The organism is Rhizobacter sp. P1_G5 (genome assembly GCF_056405435.1).
Map to the genome: position 1 here is coordinate 1 of NZ_JBFUCB010000562.1, position 4,044 is coordinate 4,044.

Annotated in this window: 3 protein-coding genes and 1 pseudogene; all 4 read left to right on the forward strand. The window is 68.2% G+C overall.

Annotation, left to right across the window (positions count from 1 at the left end; all coding sequences use genetic code 11):
- Positions 1–1,995: pseudogene (locus AC1D12_RS26940) on the forward strand (hypothetical protein); the annotation flags it as partial.
- A gap of 8 nt (positions 1,996–2,003) precedes the next feature.
- Positions 2,004–2,600 (forward strand): DUF2460 domain-containing protein, encoded by a 597-nt coding sequence (locus AC1D12_RS26945; protein WP_477844077.1) that lies wholly within the window; start codon positions 2,004–2,006, stop codon positions 2,598–2,600.
- A gap of 24 nt (positions 2,601–2,624) precedes the next feature.
- Positions 2,625–3,557: a DUF2163 domain-containing protein gene (locus AC1D12_RS26950; protein ID WP_477844079.1), complete on the forward strand. Its 933-nt coding sequence runs from the start codon at positions 2,625–2,627 to the stop codon at positions 3,555–3,557.
- A gap of 18 nt (positions 3,558–3,575) precedes the next feature.
- Positions 3,576–4,044, forward strand: a 469-nt coding sequence (locus AC1D12_RS26955) for an NlpC/P60 family protein (RefSeq protein WP_477844081.1), incomplete at its 3' end; no start/stop codon positions are given.

Below are 4,044 nucleotides of genomic sequence, written 5' to 3' on the forward strand. Positions count from 1 at the left end.
GCCTCGCCACGCTCGAGCCTCGCCACGCTCGACAGCGCCGGTGCGCAGCGCCCCATGAACGACCTGCTGCTGGACGCCATCAAGCTGACCGGTGAATTCAAGGAAGGCACGGACCGCAACGTTGCCGCGTCGCAGCTTTTCGGCAAGGGCATTGACGCCAGCTCGGCATTGCTCAAGCTCAACAGCGACACGGTGCGTGAGAACGCCGAGCTGATGGCCGAGCTCGGCATGCTGGTCGGCCAGGAACAGGTCGACGCGTACAACGCCTTCGACAGCGCGGGCGACAAGGCGTCGCTCGTCATGAAGGGCTTCGCCAACACGATCGGCAACGTGCTGATGCCGGTGGTCACGAAGCTGGCCGAGTGGTTCGTCGCGATCGGACCGACCGCCATCACGGTGACCCGCGGCGCGATCGGCGGGCTGACCGCCGTCTTCTGGGGCCTCAAGAACGCCGTCGTCATCGTGTGGGAAGTGCTGAACGGCTTGGTGGTCACCGTCGCCGAGCCGCTGCGTGCGCTGGGCTCCGGGCTGTACAAGCTGATGACCGGAGACCTGAAGGGCGCGCAAGACGAACTGATGGGCTGGCCGGCGCGCATCGGCGAGGCCTGGGGCAAGGCCTGGGACAACATCGTCGCGTCCAGCACCGAATCGCGGGACCGGCTGTCGGCGATCTTCAGCCCTGATCAGACCGAGGCGGCGCCGTCCGGGGGCGGCACGCGCACGGCCACGTTGAAGGGCAAGGGCGACAAGGAGAAGGATGGCGCAGGCTCGTACATGAGCTACTACGAGGCGATGCTCGCCGAGGAGAAGCGCGCGCAATCGGTGCTGACCCAGGGTCGCGAGTACAGCAAGGAGGAAGAACTCGCGTACTGGCGCTGGCTCACCGACAACCTGACGATGACGACGGCCGACCAGGTCGCGATCCAGCGCAAGGCGGCGCAGCTGGAAGTGGGCATTGCGCAGGAGTCGCGCAAGCAGCGCGATGCGATCGAGCAGGACAGCCTGCGCACGGTCGAGCAACTCGCCCTCGGCAAGATCGAGCTGGAGCGCACCGCGGCGAAGGCGGCGCTCGACGCCGAGGAGATCACGAAGGTCCAGCTCGCGCAGCTGGAGGTCGAGTTCGAGGACCGGCGATACGTCGTGCAGGCGTCTGCACTGCAGGAACGGCTCGACCTGCTGGCCGCCGATCCGGATCGCAACCCGGTCGAGCTCGCGCGGCTGAAGAACGAGCTGCTACTGATCGAGCAGCAGCACGAACAGCAGCGGCTGTCGCTGCTGTCGGCGTCTAACACCGCGCTGCGTGAGCAGAGCACCAGCATGTTCGGCGGTGGTGGCCTGTTCAGTGGCATCGGCGACAGCTTCGGCACGGCGCTGGACGGGCTGCTGCAGAAGACCAGCACCTGGGGCCAGGCGCTGGGCACGATCTTCGGTGGCGTGAAGGAAGCGTTCCTGCGCAACGTCGTGACCGAGCCGGCCTCGCAGTGGATCGCCAGCCAGGCGCGCATGCTCGCGATGAAGCTCGGCTTCCTGACGCAGGAGAAGGGTATGCAGGCGGCGGCCTCGGCGACGAACGTCGCGGTGAAGTCGGCCGAGGCGACGGCCGTCGTCGGCGCGAACGCGGCCGAGGCGGGATCGGGCGCCGCGGCGTCGCAGGCCTCAATTCCGGTGGTCGGGCCGGTGCTCGCGATTGCAGCGATGGCAGCGATCGTCGCGGCGGTGTCGGGCATGGGCAAGGGCATCAAGAGCGCTTCGGGCGGCTTCGACATCCCGAGCGGTCTGAACCCGATCACCCAGCTGCACGAGGAGGAGATGGTGCTGCCGAAGCAGCACGCGAACGTGATCCGGCAGTTGGCGGGGCAGGGCGAGGGCGGCGGCGCCGAACCGGCCACACCGGTTGAGCTGCGCGGCGTGTCAGCGGGCGAGTTCTTCATGGCCTCGAAGCGCGACCTGGTCGCGGTCCTCAAGAGCCTCAAGCGCGACTTCGCGCTGAACTGAGGACGCGCATGAGCCTCGACATCTTCCCGACGCTGCCCGGTTTGAAGTGGGGCAGCACGCGCGTGCCGATGCACCGCACTGGCGTGCGCGAGACGCCGAGCGGTCGCGAATTCCGCACGCGGTACTTCAGCTTCCCGCGCTGGCGTTACAAGCTCAGCTACGAGGTCTTGCGCGAGGGCCACGGCCTGGCCGAGCTGCAGGCGCTGGTCGGCTTCTTCAACGCCCGCGGCGGTGCGGCGCAGCGCTTCCTGTACCTGGACCCGGACGACTGCGCGGTCACCGACCAGCGCCTCGGTACCGGGGACGGTTCGATCCGCAAGTTCCAGCTGGTGCGCACCTGGGGCGGTGTCGTCGAGCCTGTCTACGCGGCGGCCGATGACACGCAGGTCTTCGTCGGCGGTGCGCTCGCAGACCCGAGCACCTACGACATCGGCGCGAGCGGTGTGCTGGGTTTCAACGTGCCCGTCGCGACTGGTCTGCCGGTGACCTGGACCGGCCACTTCTACTGGCGCGTGCGCTTCCGCCAGGACGAGACCGAGGTGTCGCAGTTCCTGCGGCAGCTGTGGGAAGCGCGCAGCGTCGAGCTGATCACGGTGAAGCCATGAGGAGCCACCAATGAGAGGCTACCAATGAGAACAGCCTCGTGGGAACGCACGCCTGGCGCGCTGGCCGAGCTGGTGAACACCGAGACCGCGCTGGGCTGCATCGACCTGTACACCTTCACGCTGCCGGGCGGCCAGGTGCTGCGCTGGACCGGCGGCGACCAGGCCATCACCATCAATGGCACGACCTGGTCGCTCGGGCCGGGCCTGCGCCGCGGCCGTACGCGGCAATGCGTGGGGATCGAGGTCGACACCCTGGACGTGACCGTCTTCGATCTGCCGGTGGATCTCGACGCCGAGGAGCGCGCGATGCAGATCAACGGCACGCCACTGCTCGCCTACATCGCCCGCGGCGGCTTCGAGCACGCGCGGCTCGAGCTGCAGCGCGCCATCCTGCGGGCGGCGGACATGGCGAGCCTGAACCCGCCGATTGCTGGCACGCTGGTGTCGTTCACCGGCCGTGTCGCGACGACGAAGGGCGACCGCACGCAGCAGCTGCTGGGCATCAAGAGCGACACGGAGCAGCTCGACGTGATGGTGCCGGCCGAGGTGTACCAGCCGGGCTGCTCGAACACGCTGTACGACGCGGGCTGCGGCGTGAACCGTGATGCGAAGAGCGTGAACAGCGTCGCCAACACCGCGAGCGATGCGACGCGCACGCGCTTCGGGCATGGCCTCACGCAGGCCGCCGGCCACTTCGATCTCGGCGTCGTGCGCTTCCTGACCGGGGCGAACGCGGGGGTCTCGCGGACAGTGAAGCGGCACACGGTCGGCGGTGCAGGCGGCACGGTCAATGAGATCGCAGTGCTGCAGCCGTTCCCGTTCCCGGTTGCGCCTGGCGACGGCTTCGTCGCCTATCCCGGTTGCGACAAGACACAACCAACCTGCTCGAAGAAGTTCAACAACGTGATCCGCTTCCGCGGCAAGCCCTACGTGCCGGCCGCTGAAACGGTGATGTGAAACGGTGATGTGAGCTCCATGACGACCATCGAAACAAAACAACGCGAAGCCGTTATCACCGAGGCTCGAACCTGGCTCGGCACGCCGTACCACCACCACGGCCGCCTGAAGGGCGTCGGCGTCGACTGCGGGCAGAGCCTGTGCGCGATCTACGAGGCGGCCGGTGTGACGGCGGCGATCGACCCGGGCACCTACAGCACCGCGTGGCACCTGCACCGCAGTGAGGAGCTGTACGTGCAATGGCTCGAACGCGTCGGTGTCGTGCGCACCGAGCAGCCGCGTGCCGGCGACGTGGCGCTGTTCCGCTTCGGCCGCACCTTCAGCCACGGCGGCGTGCTGGTCGACCGGCACACGGTGCTGCACGCCTACGTCCACCAGGCGGTCATCCTGACGCGGCTCGACGAGGCGCCGCTCGCCGGCCGGCCGGTGCAGTTCTGGACGCTATGGCCGAAGGCCACGGCGGCTGTGCAGGCGCCTGCACAAACCC

Excerpts from the sequence above, each read along its gene's own strand:
- AC1D12_RS26945 (WP_477844077.1), top strand. The coding sequence starts at position 2,004 with ATGAGCCTCGACATCTTCCCGACGCTGCCCGGTTTGAAGTGGGGCAGC.
- AC1D12_RS26950 (WP_477844079.1), top strand. The coding sequence starts at position 2,625 with ATGAGAACAGCCTCGTGGGAACGCACGCCTGGCGCGCTGGCCGAGCTG.